Source organism: Pantoea sp. EKM101V, assembly GCF_011800325.1.
Lineage (GTDB): Bacteria > Pseudomonadota > Gammaproteobacteria > Enterobacterales > Enterobacteriaceae > Pantoea > Pantoea anthophila.
Genome location: NZ_JAALFP010000013.1, coordinates 56507 through 71592, shown reverse-complemented (window position 1 = coordinate 71592; position 15086 = coordinate 56507). Strand labels below are relative to the sequence as shown.

Here is a 15086-nt window from a genome sequence, read left to right as displayed (position 1 = left end):
TCAGGCTCCCAGCTCAATGCCGAAGTAATCGCGGGCGTTGTTAAAACAGATGTTCTGCACCATCTGCCCTAACAGGGCTTCATCGCCCGGCGCCTCACCCTGCTCTACCCAGCGACCGATCATCTGACACAGCAGGCGGCGGAAATATTCGTGGCGGGTGTAGGAGAGGAAGCTGCGGCTGTCGGTCAGCATCCCGACAAAGCGACTCAGCAGTCCGATCTGCGACAGCTGGGTCAGCTGGCGCTGCATGCCATCCAGCTGGTCGTTGAACCACCAGGCGGAGCCGAACTGCATTTTGCCCGCCTCTCCTTCACCCTGGAAGTTGCCCGCCATCGTAGCCAGCACTTCGTTGTCGCGCGGGTTCAGGCAGTAAAGAATGGTTTTCGGCAGCGCGTTATTGAGGTTCTGTGCGCCCAGCAGGCGTGCCAGCGGTTCGGCCAGCGGCTGATCGTTGATCGAGTCAAAGCCGACGTCCGGCCCCAGCAGCTGATACTGACGCGGGTTCGTGTTGCGCAGCGCGCCAATGTGATACTGCTGCACCCAGCCGCGACGGGCATATTCGCTACCCAGCCAGACCAGCACTGCGGTTTTGAACTGTGCCGTCTCGTGTGGCGTAGGCGTGGTGCCGCTGCGGCGGCGCGCCAGAATGTTATCCAGCGTGACGTCATCGGCGTCGGCATAACAGACCACGTCCAGCGCGTGATCGGACACCTTACAGCCGTGCGCCGCAAAGTGATCCAGCCGCTGATGCAGCGCCCGGCGCAGGTCATCAAAACGCTGCACGCTGATGTCGGTCAGCTGCTCCAGCGCACCGATCCACGGCAGGAAGGTTTCGGCTTCAATGTTAAAGGCTTTATCCGGCCGCCAGCTCGGCAGCACCTTCACGCTGAAGCTGGCATCTTCTGCCAGGGCGCGATGATGGCGCAGGTCATCCAGCGGATCGTCCGTGGTGCCGACCATTTTTACCTTCATCTGCTGCATGATGCCACGCGCGGTAAAGGCGTCCTGCGCCAGCAGCTCGTTGCAGCGATGCCAGATGCTGTCAGCGGTTTTTTCAGACAGCAGAGTATCGGTGATGCCGAAAGGACGACGTAGCTCCAGATGCGTCCAGTGATAGAGCGGATTGCCGATGGTGTGCGGTACGGTTCGTGCCCACGCATCAAACTTCTCGCGGTCGCTGGCGTTACCGGTACAGAACGCCTCAGCCACACCGTTGGCGCGCATCGCCCGCCACTTGTAGTGATCGCCCTTCAGCCAGATGTCATAAAGGTTGGCGAAGCGATAATTTTCGGCAATCTGCTGCGGCGGTAAGTGGCAGTGATAGTCGAAAATCGGCTGATCCTTCGCATAGTCGTCGTAGAGACGACGGGCGAATTCACTATCCAGTAAAAAATCCTCGGTCATAAAACGCGACATAGAGACATCCTCATCAGCTGAACCACGTATGGCTCAAAGTTATCATACCAATTCTGGTCCGTGACGGAATTATTTGCGATCCTGCTCACATAAACCGCGGCCACTCACCGCCGTCATGGACATTTCTGTCGCCCACAGCGCGCTAAATGGCTGTCATCTGTCAGGTTTCCAGTATCCCACAGCGCAGAAAGGGTTTTTGTGATGGCTCTCAACTTTTAAAGTTGTATAACAAGTTAGGCTCTGGCCCCATCGTGAGGTCGCAGGCGACCCACACATGGCAGGGTAAAAACGGGGTTGCTGACACAGAACCTGCGGGCGTGAGCCGAGCAGTATCACGTGCTGTCCCGCTCCAGATAACAACAGCGGCATGACCGCATACAGAACTGGAAGAGGTAGAGGATGCGTAAGATCAAAGGGTTACGCTGGTACATGATTGGGCTGGTGACGCTCGGCACGGTACTGGGCTATCTGACCCGCAACACGATTGCGGTGGCGGCACCGACACTACAGACCGAGCTGCATATCACCACGCAACAGTACTCCTATATCGTGGCGGCCTACTCGGCCTGCTACACACTGATGCAGCCGGTGGCAGGCTATGTGCTCGATCTGCTCGGCACCAAAATTGGCTATGCGGTGTTTGCCGTGCTGTGGGCGATCTTCTGCGCGGCCACGGCGATGGCGGGCAGCTGGGGCGGCTTTGCTCTGGCGCGCGGCGCCGTCGGGGCGGCTGAGGCCGCGATGATCCCGGCGGGCCTGAAGGCGAGCAGCGAATGGTTTCCGGCCAAAGAGCGTTCGGTGGCGGTCGGCTACTTCAACGTCGGCTCCTCCATCGGCGCGATGCTGGCCCCGCCGCTGGTGGTCTGGGCCATCATGGCGCACAGCTGGCAGATGGCCTTTATCATCACCGGCGTGCTGAGCATGGTCTGGGCGCTGTGCTGGCTGCTGTTTTATAAACACCCGAAACAGCAGAAGAAACTGAGTGAGGAGGAGCGCCATTACATTATCTCCGGTCAGGAGGCGCAGCATCAGACCGGCAACACCCGCAAAATGTCGGCGCTGGAGATTATCCGCAACCGCCAGTTCTGGGGGATTGCCCTGCCACGTTTTCTGGCCGAACCGGCGTGGGGCACCTTTAACGCCTGGATCCCGCTGTTTATGTTCAAGGTTTACGGTTTTAACCTCAAAGAGATTGCGATGTTCGCCTGGATGCCGATGCTGTTTGCGGACTTCGGCTGCATTCTGGGTGGCTACCTGCCGCCGCTGTTCCAGCGCTGGTTTGGCGTCAACCTGATCGTCTCCCGCAAGCTGGTGGTGACGATGGGCGCGGTCCTGATGATTGCGCCTGGCACCATCGGCCTGTTCACCAGCCCCTATGTCGCCATCGCGCTGCTCTGTGTGGGCGGGTTTGCTCATCAGGCGCTTTCCGGTGCGCTGATTACCCTCTCCTCTGACGTTTTTGGCCGCAATGAGGTTGCCACGGCCAATGGCCTGACCGGCATGGCAGCCTGGACCGCCAGTACGATGTTTGCGCTGGTGGTCGGCGCACTGGCTGATACGCTGGGCTTCAGCCCGCTGTTTGCCGCGCTGGCGGTGTTCGACCTGCTGGGTGCGGTGGTGATCTGGACCGTCCTGAAAAACAAACCGGTTGCCGAACTGAGCGCTGAGGCCGCCCTGCCGCCTGCGAATGCCGTTCGCAGCTAACCCACCGGGCTGGCATACGCCAGCCCATTTCCTCCCGCCGCCTGAAGTGGTATAACAACTTATCTGTTTTGCTATCAGGACTGTGCCATGGACCTCACTGAATCCCGTCGACTCTACCAGAAGCTGGCCAGCGAGCTGAAAAGCCGTATTGAAACCGGGATCTACCCGGTCGGTGACAAGCTGCCCGCTGAACGTCTGATTGCCGAAGAGATGGAAGTGAGCCGCACCGTAGTGCGCGAAGCGATCATCATGCTGGAAGTGGAAGGCTATGTGGAGGTCCGTAAAGGGTCGGGCATCCACGTCATTGCCAGCCAGCAGCAGAATCGCATCGCGCCGACCAGCAGCCAGCTGGAGTTCGCGACGTTCGGTCCGTTTGAACTGCTGCAGGCACGTCAGCTGATTGAGAGTAACGTGGCGGAGTTTGCCGCCACGCAGGTGACGCGACAGGACATCATCGACCTGATGGCGATTCAGGAGAATGCCCGTAAGGAAGATCACTTCCGCGATTCAGAGTGGGATATGCAGTTTCATGTCCGCATCGCCCAGTCCACGCAGAACAGCGCGTTAGCCGCCATCGTTGAAAAAATGTGGCTGCATCGTCAGCACAATCCCTACTGGCTGAAACTTCACGAACACATCGACCAGCGCAGCATTCTCAGCTGGTGCGACGACCACGATCAGATCCTCAAGGCCCTGATGCGTAAAGATCCCGCCGCCAGCAAACTGGCGATGTGGCAACATCTGGAAAATACTAAACAGATGCTGTTTAACGCGACGGCGGATGATTTTGAATTTAATGTCGACCGATACATGTTCGGTGAGAATCCGGTCATCCTTCCTGACGGCTCCAGCCACGCCCGCTAAACAGCCTGAACGCGCCGGTGAGGGTCAGTTAATCTGCAATAGTGTCAGGTCATGTAAAGCTCCTTTTTACACGCCGTTTCACAAGGTAAAACTCCTGTTCGTCAGCGAGTTTTCCTGTCTCAGACAGGTGATTTTTGTTACAGTTATCGCCCTTTTATTACCCTTTGAGACAGGGGGTTATAAAATCGCTGATTTAACAATCAATTCTGGAAGGATCCGGAAAATCCCGCCCAGGCTGCGCTCCTAAAATTTATAACGACATGTCGGTCTGCGTTTAAGTCCCTGTGGGACATGTTTAACAATGATGTTCAGGAATGATTGATGGATATTCTGCAAGCGTTGCTGCATGCCCTGTGGCAACAGGATTACGAGACCCTTTCCGACCCCACGCTGGTATGGGCCATTTACGGCGTGCTGTTCATGATTCTGTTTCTGGAAAATGGCCTGCTTCCTGCCGCGTTTCTGCCGGGTGACAGTCTGCTGATTCTGGTCGGCGTTCTGATTGCCAAAGGCACCATGAGTTTCCCCTTAACGATTCTGGTTTTAACCACCGGGGCCAGTCTGGGCTGCTGGGTGAGCTATATCCAGGGTCGCTGGCTCGGCAATACCCCCACGGTACAGAAATGGCTCTCCCATCTGCCCGCCCAGTACCACCTGCGCGCGCACAGCCTGTTTCACCGCCACGGCCTCTCTGCCCTGCTGATTGGCCGCTTTATTGCCTTTGTGCGCACCCTGCTGCCTACCATCGCCGGCCTGTCCGGTCTGAGCAACGCCCGCTTTCAGTTTTTCAACTGGGTCAGCGCGCTGCTCTGGGTGGTGATTCTGACCGTTATCGGCTTTGCACTGGGTAAAACACCGATTTTCCGGCGCTATGAAGATGAGATGATGTTCTTCCTGATGATGCTGCCACTGGCGCTGCTGGTCTTCGGGCTGGTGGGCTCGCTGGTGGTGTTGTGGCGTAAACGTCAGGCGAATCAGAACGGGAAAGCCGAGTAATGAAAGCGTTGCAGGCGATTCCAAAACGGTGGATGCCGTGGTTGATGGCGGGCGCGCTGGCGCTGATCGCGCTTTGCGTGGTTCCCGCCCTGATGCAGCACGAGACGGTGGTGCAGATCCGGGTTTCCCATGCGGGTGCGACTCTGCCCGATGGCTTTTATCTCTATCAGCAGCTCAGCGCGCAGGGTATCCGTATTAAAAGCATTACCCCGGCGGGCGATGCACTGATTATTCACTTTGACAGCGAAGAACAGAGTCTGGCGGCACAAAAGGTGTTACGCCGCCTGCTGCCACAGGGCTTTATCGTGGCGCAGCACGATCACGCTCAGCACCTTTCCCTGGCCTGATACGCCCCGTCCCTGCTTTTCAGGCCGTCGCGGCATCGCGTGGCGGCCTGACAGCCTCTCTATCTCCCGGTCTTCTTTGAACTTTTTACGTTGCGTGTCTATGCTTAACGGAGAGTCGGTTCTCAGCATCCGCGATTTGCCTATGATCCCGCTGCTGAACAATCAGGTCGCAAAGGAAGGTACCCAAACGGATGAAATATCACCTATTACTGGGCGTCGCCCTCTTTTCGCTGTCTGGCTCACTGCTGGCCGCCGAATCGCTGTGCGAGCAGAAAGAGCAGGACATTAAGCACGAAATTGAGATGGCGCAGAAGCATAACAATCTGCGCCGGGTCAACGGCCTTGAGCGGGCGCTGACCGAAGTCCAGGCGGACTGCAGCGACAAAAAGCTGGAAGCCGCCCATCTGGAAAGAATTAACGCGCAGAAGCAGAAAGTGGCTGAGCGCGAGCACGAACTCAGGGAAGAGCGTGATGAGGGCCACGACAGGGAGAAGATTGCGAAGCGACAACAAAAACTGGATGAAGCGCGCCGGGAGCTGAAAAAGTTACAGGCGGAGCCCTATTAATCGGAATTAATCTACTGATGTTAAAGGAGTATTTTATGTCTAAAGACACATCATCGGAACATCTGCGTGCTGAACTGAAAAATCTGGCTGATACCCTGGAAGAGGTGCTGAGCAGCAGCACTGAAAAATCGAAAGGGGAGCTTGATAAGCTTCGTAATAAAGCGCGTGTGGCGCTGGACAGCTCACGTGAGCGCCTGGGTGAATCAGGCGAACGCCTCGCGGCGACAACCCGTGAAGCGGCGCAGAAGGCGGAAGGCTACGTGCGTGAAAATCCCTGGCATGGTGTGGGTATCGGTGCAGCGATTGGCGTCGCACTGGGCATGCTCATTTCGCGTCGCTGATTATGGCTGATTCACAGCAGAACCACGGCCCGGCTAAAGGGGTCATTAACATCGGCCAGCGTATTGTTACCACGCTGGTTGGCATGGTCGAGACGCGCGTTCGTCTGGCAGTGGTGGAACTGGAGCATGAGAAAGCCAACCTGATACAGCTGCTGTTGATGGTGGGCCTGACTATGCTGTTCACGGCGTTTGGTCTGATGAGCCTGATGGTGCTGATTATCTGGGCAGTGGATGCGCAGTATCGCCTGATGGCCATCGGGATCACCACCGGGACCCTGTTCCTGCTGGCGGTTATCTTCGGACTCTGGACCCTTCACAAATCCCGTCAGTCCACGCTGTTACGCCACACGCGTAAAGAGCTGGAGACTGACCGTAATTTGCTTGAGGAGCAGCGCTGATGAGCCGCCGCGAGCGTGAAGAACGCATCCATGAACTGCTTAAGCACGTGCAGCAGCAGCGGCTGGATTTAAGCGCGGCGCGGCGCGACTGGCTGGAAAGTACCGCCCAGTACGATCGTGGCTGGTTCACGTTCCTGAGCTTACGTCGCTATCTGGCGATTGGCAGCAGCGCGCTGGCCGTCTACTCGATTCGCAGTCCCAACCGGCTGCTGCGCTGGGCCAAGCGAGGATTTGGTGCCTGGAGTACCTGGCGCATGATTAAGTCCGCCCTGCCCCCGCGTTAACTCTCTGAAAAGCCGGTCCTGAAAAGACCGGCTTTCTTCATCAGTTTTTCTGAAAAACACTGACAGTTTTTCCTGCTTACAACCTTTTCACGCCGCGATTATCATCTCCAGCTATCAACCCAATGAAAAGCATCACTGCTTTCAGCGGGCACAAACCCTGCGGGCAGCCTGCCCTGCACTACTGATAACGCTGGAGTAAATGATGAAAAAATTCGAAGATACTGGTCTGTTACTGGCTCGCATCCTGATGCCAATCCTGTTCATTACCGCGGGCTGGGGCAAAATCACCGGTTATGCAGGCACCCAGCAATATATGGAAGCGATGGGCGTGCCCGGCTTTATGCTGCCGCTGGTTATCCTGCTGGAGTTTGGCGGCGGTCTGGCTATCCTGTTTGGTTTCCTGACCCGTTTCACCGCGCTGTTCACTGCCGGCTTCACCATCCTGACCGCGTTCCTGTTTCACAGTAACTTTGCCGAAGGCGTGAACCAGCTGATGTTCATGAAGAACCTCTCTATCGCCGGGGGTTTCCTGGTGCTGGGTCTGGTGGGTCCGGGCGCATACAGCATTGATCGCCTGATCAGCAAAAGAAAACCGCAGGCGATTGCGCACTAGTCTCACATAACGTGTAATGCCACATATACTTAGCAGGGCGGGGACATTTCCCCGCCCTGTTTGCTTTGGAGCCATTATGGGACAGTTAATTGATGGTGTCTGGCATGACACCTGGTACGACACCAAATCGACCGGCGGACGCTTTAAGCGCTCAGAGTCCGCCTTCCGCAACTGGGTGACCGCCGATGGCAGCGCAGGCCCGACAGGCAAAGCGGGGTTTACCGCCGAACGCGACCGCTATCATCTCTATGTCTCGCTGGCCTGCCCCTGGGCGCACCGCACGCTGCTGATGCGTCAGCTGAAGGGGCTGGATAACCTGATCGACGTCTCGGTGGTGCATCCACTGATGCTGGAGAATGGCTGGACGTTTGACGATACGTTTCCGGAGGCAACCGGCGACAAACTCTATCAGAATGACTTCCTCTATCAGCTCTATCTGCACGCCGATCCGCACTACAGCGGTCGCGTCACGGTGCCGGTGCTGTGGGACAAGCAGCAGAACACCATCGTCAGCAACGAGTCTGCCGATATCATTCGCATGTTCAACAGTGCGTTTGATGCGGTGGGTGCGCGCGCCGGGGATTACTACCCGGTTGCCCTGCGTGAGAAGATTGATGAGCTGAACGGCTGGATCTACGACACGGTGAACAACGGCGTCTACAAAGCGGGGTTTGCGACCTCACAGAGCGCCTATGACGAGGCCGTCACCGCCCTGTTCCACTCGCTGTCGCGCCTGGAGCAGATTCTGGGCCAGCACCGCTATCTGACCGGCGATCAGCTGACCGAAGCGGATCTGCGGTTGTGGACCACGCTGGTGCGTTTTGATCCGGTTTATGTCACGCATTTCAAATGCGATCGTCACCGGATTGGTGATTTCCGGAATCTCAGCGGTTTCCTGCGCGACATCTATCAGATGCCGGGCATCGCGGAGACGGTCAGTCTGCCGCATATTCGTCATCACTACTACTGCAGCCATAAAACCATCAACCCGCACGGCGTTATCTCTCTCGGCCCGGCGTTTGACTGGGATGAGCCGCACGGTCGCGATTAAGCGGCATCAGCCCCACGCCGTGGCGCGGGGCTGAGTCTCACCCCGGCGACGTCCCGCGCCCTCAGCGAAACCCCACCAGAATGTTGTTCACCGCGCTGAAGATCTCATTCATCTGCTCCTGAAACAGGGTCGGCAGGTTATACATCATCAGCAGCAGCGCCCCCAATCCCAGGGTGATGGAGATGGGGAAGCCAATAACAAAGATAGAGAGTTGCGGTGTCAGGCGGTTAAGTAAGCCCAGCGTCAGGTTCAGCGCCAGCAGCAACGTCACCACCGGCATCCCAATCTGCAATCCACTGCTGAAGATCAGGCCCGCAGCCTCGGGTAACCGATAAAAACTGCTGCGGGTCAGCGTCGCCCCGCTGATCGGCAGCAGCGTATAGCTGTCGGCCAGCATCTTAATCAGATAGAGGTGACCGTTACCGGCGAGGAACAGCAGCACCGCCAGAACGTTCAGAATGCGTGCCAGCACCGGCATACTCTGATTGCCGGAGGGATCAAAAAAAGCCGCAAACGACAGCCCCATCTGCATACCCACCACCTCACCGGCAAACCGCAGCGCAGCAAAAATAAACTGTACCGTCAGGCCGATTGCCGAACCAATCAGCAGCTCTCTGATCGTTACCCACAATCCGGTCACGGACATCAGCACCACGCGGTTTTCGGGCAGAGTCGGTGCCAGCAGAAAGGCGATCAGCACCGCCAGCCCTACCCTGACTTTTTTCGGCGCCGCTTTTTCGCTGAAAACCGGTGCCGTGCTGAACAGGGCCAGGGTACGGATCAGCGGCCAGAAGGCATGGCTGATCAGCATGTTCAGGTCTGGCAGCAGATTCCGCATCGTCTAGCGGATGACGAAAGCGACATGGGTGAAGACCGACTGCATATAATTCATCAGCGTCTCCAGCATCCAGGGGCCAGCGAGGATACTCACCACAACCACGGTCAGCACCTTGGGAATAAAAGAGAGGGTGGATTCGTTAATCTGCGTCGACGCCTGCAGGATACTGATAATCAGCCCGGTAAACATCGCACCCAGCAGCAGCGGCGCGGCGATCAACCCGGATCACGCCGTCCAGAGTGAAGCGCTCTTCGCGACCAGCACCTTCGACGGGTTTTATTCGCTCTACATTCCTGTCGTCACGGCTGAAGTGGTCATTGCTATCGGCAAAACGTTACGCGACTTTGAGCTGCACAGTACTGGCCTGATCCCTCAGCAGGCTCTGCATCAGAGTCACGAACATCACGCTTTTCAGCCGCTGGAAAAAGAGAAGGCGTACTTTATCGACGGCGGCGTGCAGCTGAACAACCTTGTCGTGAATATGCCGGAGGAGGGCTTTATCTATTTCAGGCTGCCCGAGCCGAAGCGCAGGATGATGATCGCGCTGGTCTATCGCCCGCTGAATGAACAGGTCCCGCTCAGTCAGTCCGGTGAAGCGGGTACGGAGGGCGAGCGCTAGCTGCGCTGGCCGTTAAGCCGCGTTCCTTTCATGAAAAGCGTCGTGGACAGTCATTCGTCGCCAGAAAGCAAAAACCCCGCCGGAGCGGGGTTTTTAGTAAGAAGTCGAAGCTGACCGTTAAGCCGGGTTCTGTCGTGGACAGTCATTCATCTAGGCCAGCAATCGCTCACTGGCTCAAGCAGCCTACCCGGGTTCAGTACGGGCCGTACCTTGTGAACCCCTATTTGGCCTTGCTCCGGGTGGAGTTTACCGTGCCACGAACTGTTGCCAGTCGCGCGGTGCGCTCTTACCGCACCCTTTCACCCTTACCTGATCCCGTTTCTGGGCCATCGGCGGTTTGCTCTCTGTTGCACTGGTCGTAGGCTTGCGCCTCCCAGGCGTTACCTGGCACCCTGCCCTATGGAGCCCGGACTTTCCTCCCCTCTGCCCGTCTCCCCACAAGTGAGGACGACGACAAAGCGGCGACTGTCTGGTCAGCTTCGGCGCGGGATAATAGGGCATTCGCCCGCGTTTGTCACGCCTCTTGCTGCTCCAGCGCATACTTATAAAGCGCATTTTTCTTTACGCCGTGGATCTCAGCCGCCAGCGCAGCCGCCCGCTTTAACGGCAGCTCTTTCTGCAGCAGCGCCAGCGTTCGCAGGGCATCCGCCGGAAGCGCGTCTTCGTCATCGGCCTTGTGGCCTTCAACGATCAGCACCATCTCGCCTTTGCGGCGATTCTCATCTTCTTTTACCCACGCCAGCAGGTCGGCCACCGGCGCGCCGTGGATCGACTCCCAGGTTTTGGTCAGCTCACGCGCCAGCACCACATAGCGATCCCCGCCCAGCTCACTCACCATATCCTGCAGGCTGTCGATCAGGCGGTGGGTGGACTCATAGAAAATCAGCGTGCGCGGCTCCTGCACCAGCGCGCGCAGAGCGTCACAACGCCCCTTGGTTTTGGCCGGCAGAAACCCTTCGTAACAGAAACGATCGGACGGCAGCCCGGCGGCACTCAACGCCGCAATGGCGGCACAGGCGCCTGGCAGCGGCACCACCCGGATGCCCGCTTCGCGGCAGCGGCGCACCAGATGGTAGCCCGGATCGTTGATCAGCGGCGTGCCAGCATCCGAAACTAAGGCTATGCTTTGACCCTCCTCCAGCTTCGCAATCAGCAGTTCAGCCTTGTGCTGTTCGTTGTGATCGTGAAGTGCGAAGAGTCGCGCATTGATGGCGAAATGTTGTAGCAACAGCCCGGTATGACGTGTATCTTCCGCAGCGACCAGATCGACGCTCGAAAGCACCGTCAGCGCCCGCTGGGTGATATCACCCAAATTACCAATCGGGGTTGGAACGATGTAGAGCGTGCTGGCAGAAATCTCTGCCCGATCGAGTTGTTTCATTGTTTCATCCGAATTGCCGATTTAATATTGAGCATCTTGAAAAAAACATCACTGGATACAGTATGCTTCCTTCAAAAGTCGTTCGTCATAAAGCAGGACGCTTTCTGCCTGTCATTCTTGCTGGGCTGATTTTAGCCGCGTGTAGCGGTCAGGGGCCGCAAACCTCAACCGTCAATATTCAGGGGCCTGCCACAGCCAGCTCCGCTTACTATCTGCAGCAGGCGCAGCAAAGCAGCGATGATAGCAAGACCGACTGGCAATTACTCGCAATCCGCGCCCTGTTGAAGGAAGGAAAGTATCCTGAAGCGACCCAGCAACTGAGTCAGCTGCCGCAGCAGCTCTCTGAGACGCAGCAGCAGGAATCGCTGCTGCTGAAAGCGCAGCTGCTGATTGCCCAGCAGAAGATCAAAGAGGCTGAGCCCCTGCTGGCTGACGTGAAAACCGGTGCATTATCGAAGGATCAGCTGGCGCGTTTTTATAGCCTGCAGATCGCCAGTGCACAGGGTCGCCCTTCTCTCTCCCTGTTGCGCACCTACATTGCGCAGGAGCCGCTGCTGACCGGCAGCGACCATCAGGCCAACATCGATGCTACCTGGCAGGCGCTGACGCAGATGTCGCCGCAGGAGGCCAGCAACCTGGTCATTAACGCCGATGAAAACGTGCTGCAGGGCTGGCTCGACCTGCTTGCCGTCTGGCGGGCTAACACCCAGGATGCCGGGATGCTCAAGTCGGGCATCAAAGACTGGCAGACCCGCTATCCGCAGAATCCGGCGGCCAAAACGCTGCCGACGCAGCTGAGCCAGATGCAGAACTACACCAAAGCCTCAACCAGCATTATCGCGCTGCTGCTGCCCATGAATGGTCAGGCGCAGGTCTTCGCGAATGCGATTCAGAAAGGCTTTACTGACGCGAAGAATGGCGTCTCCGCCCCTGCCGCCCAACCGGCCGCCGCACAGCCCGCCGCGACGGATGGCACGGCCAGCACGCAACCGGCAGCCGTCGCCGGCTCGGCTTCCGACCCGATCAGCGCACCGCAACAGCAGGCGGCAGAGGCGACCCCGCAGGCGCAGCCTCAGTCTCAGCCTGCCGCCACCGCCGAACCGGCCAGCAGCGCTCAGATTAAGGTCTATGACACCAGCAGCCAGCCGATTGAGCAGGTGATGCAGCAGGCCCAGCAGGATGGTGCCACCCTCGTGGTGGGGCCACTGCTGAAGAGCAACGTGGAGAAAGTGGCTAACAGTCAGACGCCACTCAATGTTCTGGCGCTTAACGAGCCGGAAACGATCCAGAACCATCCGAATATTTGCTACTTTGCGCTTTCTCCTGAAGACGAAGCGCGCGATGCCGCGCACCATATCTGGGATCAGGGCAAACGCGAGCCGCTGTTGCTGGTTCCGCGCAGCGGTCTGGGCGATCGCGTCACCAATGCTTTCGCGCAGGAGTGGCAGACGCTGGGTGGCGGTACCGTGATGCAGCAGCGCTTTGGCTCGACCGCTGAGCTGAAGCAGGGCATCAACAGTGGCGCGGGCATCAGCCTGTCAGGCACGCCGGTGAATGCGGCCCCTGCCCAGCAGCAGCAGGGTGTGTCCATTGCCGGTCTGACCATTCCGGCGCCGCAGCAGAGCACGCCAGAGGCCGTCAGCACCAGCAGCGGCGGAGGCGTCGATGCGGTCTATATCGTTTCCACCCAGGATGAGCTGCAGCTGATTAAGCCGATGATCGCCATGCGCACCGGCAGCCGCAGCAACATTTCGCTCTATGCCAGCTCGCGCAGCGCGCAGGCGGGTGCCGGTCCCGATTTCCGTCTGGAGATGGATGGCCTGCAGTTCAGCGATATTCCTCTGCTCTCCGGCAGCAACCCGGGCCTGATGCAGCAGACCTCGAAGTCATTCAACAATGACTACTCGCTGGTGCGCCTCTATGCCATGGGGATGGATGCCTGGACGCTGGCCAATCACTTTAACCAGATGCGTCAGTCACCGGGTTATACGCTGGATGGCAACACCGGTAAGCTCAGCGCCAACACGGATTGTGTGATCAACAGGAAGTTGACATGGAACCAGTATCGTCGGGGCGAAATCGCACCGGCCAACTGACCCGCCGTCAGACTGGCGCCCGGTATGAAGAAGATGCCCGGCGCTATCTGGAGCAGGCGGGCCTGAAATGGGTCGCCAGCAATGTTCACTTTCGCGGGGGTGAACTTGACCTGATAATGCGTGACGGGCACTGTTGGGTGTTTGTCGAAGTTCGCTACCGCCGCGATGCGCGCTACGGTGGCGCACTCGCCAGCATCACCCGCAGCAAACAGCAGAAGCTGCTGCGCGCTGCCGCTCTCTGGCTGGCGCAACGCGGCGGCAGTTTTGCAACGGTGAATTGCCGTTTCGACATCATCGCCATTACCGGCACGGCGCTCGAGTGGCTGCCGGATGCCTTTAATGCAGACGTTTAGAACCAGGTGGTTGTGTGCAGGAAAGAATTAAAGCGTGTTTTACTGAAAGTATTCAGACCCAGATTGCTGCCGCTGAGGCGCTGCCCGATGCCATCTCCCGTGCGGCCATGACGCTGGTGCAATCTCTGCTGAACGGCAATAAAATCCTGAGCTGCGGCAACGGCGCCTCATCCGCCAATGCTCAGCACTTCGCCGCCAGCATGATCAACCGTTTCGAAACCGAGCGCCCCAGCCTGCCGGCGCTGGCGTTAAGTGCAGACAACGTGATGCTGACCGCGATTGGTAACGATCGCCTGCACGATGAAATTTATGCCAAGCAGGTGCGCGCGCTGGGCCACGCAGGCGATGTGCTGCTGGCCATCTCAACCCGTGGCAACACCCGCGACATTGTGAAGGCCGTTGAAGCCGCGGTAACACGCGATATGACGATCGTTGCGCTTACCGGGTATGATGGCGGTGAGCTTGCCGGACTGCTGGGCCCGCAGGATGTGGAAATCCGCATTCCCTCACACCGCAGTGCCCGGATTCAGGAGATGCATATGCTCACCGTTAACTGCTTATGCGATCTGATCGATAACACCCTCTTTCCCCATCAGGAATGACCGAAGGAGCACGAATGAAAGCATTGAACGCTATCGCTATTCTGTTAACCGCCATGCTGCTGCAGGGCTGTGTCGCCGTGGTTGCCGGTGGCGCAGCGGTTGCCACCAAAACCGCCACCGACCCGCGTACGGTCGGCACGCAGGTGGATGACGGCACGCTGGAGCTGCGCGTCACCAATGCGCTGGCGAAAGATCAGCAGATCAAAACCGATGCCCGCGTCATCGCCACCGCCTATCAGGGCAAAGTGCTGCTGACCGGTCAGGCGCCGTCGCAGGAGATCGCCAATCGTGCCAAACAGATCACCATGGGCGTGGATGGCGCCACCGAGGTCTATAACGAGATCCGCATTGGTCAGAAAGTGACGCTCGGCACCACCTCGTCAGACACCTGGATCACCACCAAGATCCGCTCGCAGCTGCTGGGCAGCGATCAGGTGAAATCCTCCAACGTGAAGGTGACCACCGAGAATGGCGAAGTGTTCCTGCTGGGTCTGGTGACGCAACAGGAAGGGCAGGCGGCGGCCGATATCGCCAGCCGCGTCAGTGGCGTGAAGCACGTCACCACCGCCTTTACCCTGCTGAAGTAACGCGTAAGAGGCAAAAAAGGCGGCCATGGC

The 15086-nt window shown here is 58.2% G+C and carries 19 protein-coding genes and 1 other RNA gene; 15 read left to right on the top strand and 5 right to left on the bottom strand.

The features are described from left to right. Complete coding sequence (uxaC, locus tag HFD92_RS18225) at window positions 1-1416, bottom strand: glucuronate isomerase (protein WP_167429425.1); 1416 nt, start codon at window positions 1414-1416, stop codon at window positions 1-3. Window positions 1417-1815: 399 nt separating this feature from the next. Between uxaC and HFD92_RS18220 the strand changes: the two genes are divergently transcribed. From HFD92_RS18220 to HFD92_RS18175, 10 genes are all read left to right on the top strand, one after another. Next, window positions 1816-3120 carry an MFS transporter gene (locus HFD92_RS18220; RefSeq protein ID WP_111208115.1) on the top strand — a complete coding sequence of 435 codons (1305 nt, stop codon included), beginning with the start codon at window positions 1816-1818 and terminating at the stop codon, window positions 3118-3120. An 87-nt stretch (window positions 3121-3207) separates the two neighbouring features. Beyond that, window positions 3208-3984 carry a transcriptional regulator ExuR gene (gene exuR / locus HFD92_RS18215; RefSeq protein WP_009087356.1) on the top strand — a complete coding sequence of 259 codons (777 nt, stop codon included), beginning with the start codon at window positions 3208-3210 and terminating at the stop codon, window positions 3982-3984. 321 nt (window positions 3985-4305) lie between these two features. Continuing rightward, the gene (locus HFD92_RS18210; protein WP_009087358.1) at window positions 4306-4980 is read left to right on the top strand and encodes a DedA family protein; all 675 of its coding nucleotides are present in this window, start codon (window positions 4306-4308) and stop codon (window positions 4978-4980) included. Further along, window positions 4980-5327: an EnvZ/OmpR regulon moderator MzrA gene (mzrA, locus tag HFD92_RS18205; protein WP_009087359.1), complete on the top strand. Its 348-nt coding sequence runs from the start codon at window positions 4980-4982 to the stop codon at window positions 5325-5327. Before HFD92_RS18210 ends, mzrA begins: the two co-directional genes overlap by 1 nt. Window positions 5328-5518: 191 nt before the next feature. After that, on the top strand, window positions 5519-5893 hold the full coding sequence (locus tag HFD92_RS18200; RefSeq protein WP_009087362.1) for a DUF1090 domain-containing protein: 375 nt from the start codon (window positions 5519-5521) through the stop codon (window positions 5891-5893). 35 nt (window positions 5894-5928) lie between these two features. Beyond that, complete coding sequence (locus HFD92_RS18195; protein WP_009087364.1) at window positions 5929-6234, top strand: YqjD family protein; 306 nt, start codon at window positions 5929-5931, stop codon at window positions 6232-6234. Between the two features lie 2 nt (window positions 6235-6236). Next, a complete protein-coding gene (locus tag HFD92_RS18190) occupies window positions 6237-6632 on the top strand; it encodes a phage holin family protein (RefSeq protein ID WP_009087366.1) in 396 nt (131 codons plus the stop codon). After that, window positions 6632-6916, top strand: a complete 285-nt coding sequence (locus HFD92_RS18185; RefSeq protein WP_009087368.1) for a YqjK-like family protein — start codon at window positions 6632-6634, stop codon at window positions 6914-6916. Before HFD92_RS18190 ends, HFD92_RS18185 begins: the two co-directional genes overlap by 1 nt. Before the next feature lie 202 nt (window positions 6917-7118). Further along, entirely contained in the window at window positions 7119-7529 is a 411-nt protein-coding gene (locus tag HFD92_RS18180; protein WP_009087370.1) for a DoxX family protein, read from the top strand. A 76-nt stretch (window positions 7530-7605) separates the two neighbouring features. Continuing rightward, window positions 7606-8580 carry a glutathione S-transferase family protein gene (locus tag HFD92_RS18175; protein WP_140029554.1) on the top strand — a complete coding sequence of 325 codons (975 nt, stop codon included), beginning with the start codon at window positions 7606-7608 and terminating at the stop codon, window positions 8578-8580. A 61-nt stretch (window positions 8581-8641) separates the two neighbouring features. On the opposite strand, the gene fliR is transcribed toward HFD92_RS18175, so the two are convergent. Together fliR and HFD92_RS18165 are read right to left on the bottom strand one after the other, a co-directional pair. Beyond that, on the bottom strand, window positions 8642-9391 hold the full coding sequence (gene fliR / locus HFD92_RS18170) for a flagellar biosynthetic protein FliR (RefSeq protein WP_255461731.1): 750 nt from the start codon (window positions 9389-9391) through the stop codon (window positions 8642-8644). 30 nt (window positions 9392-9421) lie between these two features. After that, a complete protein-coding gene (locus HFD92_RS18165) occupies window positions 9422-9637 on the bottom strand; it encodes a flagellar biosynthetic protein FliQ (RefSeq protein WP_255461730.1) in 216 nt (71 codons plus the stop codon). On the opposite strand from HFD92_RS18165, the gene HFD92_RS18160 reads away from it, so the two are divergent. Then, window positions 9549-10037 carry a hypothetical protein gene (locus HFD92_RS18160; RefSeq protein ID WP_167429411.1) on the top strand — a complete coding sequence of 163 codons (489 nt, stop codon included), beginning with the start codon at window positions 9549-9551 and terminating at the stop codon, window positions 10035-10037. The genes HFD92_RS18165 and HFD92_RS18160 overlap by 89 nt on opposite strands. Before the next feature lie 102 nt (window positions 10038-10139). Here HFD92_RS18160 and rnpB read toward each other — a convergent pair. After that, window positions 10140-10518: RNase P RNA component class A (rnpB, locus tag HFD92_RS18155), an RNA gene on the bottom strand. 33 nt (window positions 10519-10551) lie between these two features. Then, window positions 10552-11418 (bottom strand): 16S rRNA (cytidine(1402)-2'-O)-methyltransferase, encoded by an 867-nt coding sequence (gene rsmI / locus HFD92_RS18150; RefSeq protein WP_009087377.1) that lies wholly within the window; start codon window positions 11416-11418, stop codon window positions 10552-10554. Between the two features lie 62 nt (window positions 11419-11480). Between rsmI and HFD92_RS18145 the strand changes: the two genes are divergently transcribed. Genes HFD92_RS18145 through dolP form a run of 4 tightly spaced genes read left to right on the top strand, consistent with a single transcriptional unit; the run spans window position 11481 to window position 15056 of the window. Then, window positions 11481-13514 carry a penicillin-binding protein activator gene (locus HFD92_RS18145; RefSeq protein WP_009087379.1) on the top strand — a complete coding sequence of 678 codons (2034 nt, stop codon included), beginning with the start codon at window positions 11481-11483 and terminating at the stop codon, window positions 13512-13514. Beyond that, the gene (locus HFD92_RS18140; RefSeq protein WP_009087381.1) at window positions 13472-13867 is read left to right on the top strand and encodes a YraN family protein; all 396 of its coding nucleotides are present in this window, start codon (window positions 13472-13474) and stop codon (window positions 13865-13867) included. Before HFD92_RS18145 ends, HFD92_RS18140 begins: the two co-directional genes overlap by 43 nt. Window positions 13868-13881: 14 nt before the next feature. After that, window positions 13882-14469, top strand: a complete 588-nt coding sequence (diaA, locus tag HFD92_RS18135; RefSeq protein WP_003855538.1) for a DnaA initiator-associating protein DiaA — start codon at window positions 13882-13884, stop codon at window positions 14467-14469. A 14-nt stretch (window positions 14470-14483) separates the two neighbouring features. Continuing rightward, window positions 14484-15056: a division/outer membrane stress-associated lipid-binding lipoprotein gene (gene dolP / locus HFD92_RS18130; protein WP_009087383.1), complete on the top strand. Its 573-nt coding sequence runs from the start codon at window positions 14484-14486 to the stop codon at window positions 15054-15056. Window positions 15057-15086: the final 30 nt, after the last annotated feature.

What these genes read in the sequence shown, in the direction of transcription:
- HFD92_RS18180 (WP_009087370.1), top strand. Translation starts at nt 7,119, where the DNA reads ATGAAAAAATTCGAAGATACTGGTCTGTTACTGGCTCGCATCCTGATG.
- mzrA (WP_009087359.1), top strand. Translation starts at nt 4,980, where the DNA reads ATGAAAGCGTTGCAGGCGATTCCAAAACGGTGGATGCCGTGGTTGATG.
- fliR (WP_255461731.1), bottom strand. Translation starts at nt 9,391, where the DNA reads ATGCTGATCAGCCATGCCTTCTGGCCGCTGATCCGTACCCTGGCCCTG.
- HFD92_RS18220 (WP_111208115.1), top strand. Translation starts at nt 1,816, where the DNA reads ATGCGTAAGATCAAAGGGTTACGCTGGTACATGATTGGGCTGGTGACG.
- HFD92_RS18140 (WP_009087381.1), top strand. Translation starts at nt 13,472, where the DNA reads ATGGAACCAGTATCGTCGGGGCGAAATCGCACCGGCCAACTGACCCGC.
- exuR (WP_009087356.1), top strand. Translation starts at nt 3,208, where the DNA reads ATGGACCTCACTGAATCCCGTCGACTCTACCAGAAGCTGGCCAGCGAG.
- uxaC (WP_167429425.1), bottom strand. Translation starts at nt 1,416, where the DNA reads ATGTCGCGTTTTATGACCGAGGATTTTTTACTGGATAGTGAATTCGCC.
- HFD92_RS18195 (WP_009087364.1), top strand. Translation starts at nt 5,929, where the DNA reads ATGTCTAAAGACACATCATCGGAACATCTGCGTGCTGAACTGAAAAAT.
- HFD92_RS18145 (WP_009087379.1), top strand. Translation starts at nt 11,481, where the DNA reads ATGCTTCCTTCAAAAGTCGTTCGTCATAAAGCAGGACGCTTTCTGCCT.
- HFD92_RS18185 (WP_009087368.1), top strand. Translation starts at nt 6,632, where the DNA reads ATGAGCCGCCGCGAGCGTGAAGAACGCATCCATGAACTGCTTAAGCAC.
- dolP (WP_009087383.1), top strand. Translation starts at nt 14,484, where the DNA reads ATGAAAGCATTGAACGCTATCGCTATTCTGTTAACCGCCATGCTGCTG.
- HFD92_RS18190 (WP_009087366.1), top strand. Translation starts at nt 6,237, where the DNA reads ATGGCTGATTCACAGCAGAACCACGGCCCGGCTAAAGGGGTCATTAAC.
- HFD92_RS18175 (WP_140029554.1), top strand. Translation starts at nt 7,606, where the DNA reads ATGGGACAGTTAATTGATGGTGTCTGGCATGACACCTGGTACGACACC.
- HFD92_RS18200 (WP_009087362.1), top strand. Translation starts at nt 5,519, where the DNA reads ATGAAATATCACCTATTACTGGGCGTCGCCCTCTTTTCGCTGTCTGGC.
- HFD92_RS18210 (WP_009087358.1), top strand. Translation starts at nt 4,306, where the DNA reads ATGGATATTCTGCAAGCGTTGCTGCATGCCCTGTGGCAACAGGATTAC.
- rsmI (WP_009087377.1), bottom strand. Translation starts at nt 11,418, where the DNA reads ATGAAACAACTCGATCGGGCAGAGATTTCTGCCAGCACGCTCTACATC.